The organism is Candidatus Symbiopectobacterium sp. (assembly GCF_020054415.1).
Lineage (GTDB): Bacteria > Pseudomonadota > Gammaproteobacteria > Enterobacterales > Enterobacteriaceae > Symbiopectobacterium.
The window spans coordinates 1-2,511 of record NZ_JAHWCO010000708.1 but is presented as its reverse complement, the minus strand read 5'-3'; the positions used below and the strand labels follow the sequence as shown (position 1 = coordinate 2,511).

Here is a 2,511-nt window from a genome sequence, read left to right as displayed (position 1 = left end):
GCTCAGAGCAACCAACCTGAGTGGCAATATCGACAATATACGCACCCTGCTGGCGCATTTGCTTTATCATGTAAAAGTCCTCTCTGCTCAGCATGCTGATGTCCTTTCTGGTGTGAGAACCTCAAGGAAACAACATGTTGGGTGGAGCGGACAATCCAAATGGTGAATTACCGTCTTACATCACTGGCGCTGACAATTACTGGCTCCACAAGCAACTGCCCCCCTTTTTGGCAATCAGATCGAGGCGCGTTTCATGAGCTGCCAGTTCTTCCGGACTGGCATAAATGATGGGCAAAGCAGACGCTTGGCGCGTAATTCGCTGCACGCTCTCACTTTCTGTACTCACTTGCTGTGTGTCACTCTCCATGGCAAACGCCAAAGAAGTTTGTCCCCCCGTCATGGCCAGATAGACATCAGCCAGAATTTCGGCGTCGAGTAACGCCCCGTGCAGCGTTCGTTTGCTGTTATCTATCTGATAACGGTCGCACAATGCATCCAGGCTGTTTCTTTTACCGGGAAACAGCTTACGCGCGACCATGAGGCTATCGGTTATCTTGCAAAAAGTCTCTGTCTTCGGGATATCCCGATTCAGCATCCGAAATTCGTAGTCCATAAAGCCAATATCAAACGCGGCATTATGAATAACCAGTTCCGCACCGCTAATGAACTCAATAAAATCCTCGGCTATCTCAGCGTAGGCAGGTTTATCTTGTAAAAATCCATCGCTGATGCCGTGGACCATGAACGCTTCCGGATCAACCAGCCTATCAGGCTTGATATACACATGATAATGGCGCCCCGTCAGGCGGCGATTAATGACCTCTACCGCACCAATCTCAATGATTTTATGGCCTTCATAATGAACGCCGAGCCTGTTCATCCCCGTGGTTTCGGTATCCAGAACGATCTGTCGTGTAATTGCAGTGCTCATCGGTTTCGTTTTATGTCAGACTTACGGTTTTTATGATTAAGGCAGAGTCTACCAGAGATGACAAAGCAGGTAGAAATTTTCACCGATGGTTCTTGTCTGGGAAATCCTGGCCCGGGTGGCTATGGCGTTGTACTGCGCTACAAGCAGCACGAAAAAACCTTGAGTGCCGGTTATCACCTGACAACCAATAATCGCATGGAGTTGATGGCAGCGATTGCCGCTCTGGAAGCATTGACGACTCCATGTACGGTGGTACTGAGTACCGATAGCCAATATGTGCGGCAGGGTATCACGCGCTGGATCCACAATTGGAAACTTAAAGGCTGGAAAACCGCTGACAAAAAACCAGTTAAGAATATCGATCTGTGGCAGCGACTGGATGCCGCCATTCAGCGGCATACGATGCGTTGGGAGTGGGTTAAGGGCCATGCAGGTCATCCCGAGAACGAGAAATGTGATGAACTGGCACGCCAGGCAGCCTCGCACCCGACGCAGGAAGATACAGGCTATCAGCCGGAATAATCCGCTCAGAAAGGCAGGTACCCTTTACGGTAACTCTTGGTTGCCCCAACGGCTCTGCGCACCGGTAGCTTGTTGACCCTCTGGCGCAAGGGGGACATGGTAAGCGGGATGGTACGTTTACGTGCAACAAGGAGCATCAGGCAACCTAAGGGAGTTGAGTGAGGTGCTGATGTTGTTATCATCTGCGGCATCTTCCACGGCACCACGTGGAAGGTTCCCTGATACAACACTTCATAATTGAGCAAGCTGAACCAATCTATCATACGCATCTGCGTGAACATGCGCGCACAATAGGGCTGGCATTGACGAAGGCCGGGCGTCAGCTTTCCAGCACCGAGCAGGCTTATTGGATTAAACACACTCAGCAATAACCATCCATCATTGATCAGTACCCTATCCACTTCGTGTAGAATACGGTGTGGATTCGATGAATAAGAGAGCGTATGCGCCAGCAAGCAGGCATCGATAGATTTATCAGAAAAGGGCAGCTGGTAAGGATCGGCCAAAACATGCACATCATCAGCAACACTCGGGTTGATATTAACCTGATGGGAGATGGCACACGTGTCCGTCGCGATAGCGTTACTGAGCGCGCCGACTTTCAGTAAATGGAAGCCGAACACACGCGGCCACCATGCTGCCAATGCATGTTCAAGCGCCTTCTGGTAATGTGCGCCCCAAGGGATATCCTCCCAACACATTGGTGAAGAATATGCCTGAGGCGTATGCGCTGGCTTCATCTATTAGTATTCTCCCTCAGACCCAATAGCTATCTCAGACCACGTAATATACCCAATAAACCTCAAGATGCAGGTTTGAGCACCTGAAAACGATCATGAATTCTGGACGTCAGCGAGTCCGCTATTTCTGGTAGCGTATTGGTGAAAAAATTGAATATTGCATCCCGAAAATAGCGTGTGTTTTCAAAATAGCGATTATTCCGTGCATGCTCATTCATCACTTTCCACAGGCGTTCTATCGCGTTCAGATTCGGACTGTAAGGCGGTAAATAGTGAAGCTCTATGTTCACGACAAAGGCCCAATCCTTAATCAATTGG

Annotated in this window: 4 protein-coding genes; 1 reads left to right on the top strand and 3 read right to left on the bottom strand. The window is 49.5% G+C overall.

Going from position 1 to position 2,511, the window contains the following annotated elements:
- Positions 1-196: 196 nt before the first annotated feature.
- Positions 197-931, bottom strand: a complete 735-nt coding sequence (gene dnaQ / locus QZ506_RS20355; RefSeq protein WP_291973502.1) for a DNA polymerase III subunit epsilon — start codon at positions 929-931, stop codon at positions 197-199.
- 57 nt (positions 932-988) lie between these two features.
- Between dnaQ and rnhA the strand changes: the two genes are divergently transcribed.
- A complete protein-coding gene (rnhA, locus tag QZ506_RS20350) occupies positions 989-1,453 on the top strand; it encodes a ribonuclease HI (RefSeq protein WP_291973499.1) in 465 nt (154 codons plus the stop codon).
- A 5-nt stretch (positions 1,454-1,458) separates the two neighbouring features.
- On the opposite strand, the gene QZ506_RS20345 is transcribed toward rnhA, so the two are convergent.
- Together QZ506_RS20345 and QZ506_RS20340 are read right to left on the bottom strand one after the other, a co-directional pair.
- Positions 1,459-2,193: a methyltransferase domain-containing protein gene (locus tag QZ506_RS20345; RefSeq protein WP_291973497.1), complete on the bottom strand. Its 735-nt coding sequence runs from the start codon at positions 2,191-2,193 to the stop codon at positions 1,459-1,461.
- Positions 2,194-2,255: 62 nt separating this feature from the next.
- A partial coding sequence (locus tag QZ506_RS20340) for a transposase (protein ID WP_291973495.1) occupies positions 2,256-2,511 on the bottom strand: 256 nt, incomplete at its 5' end.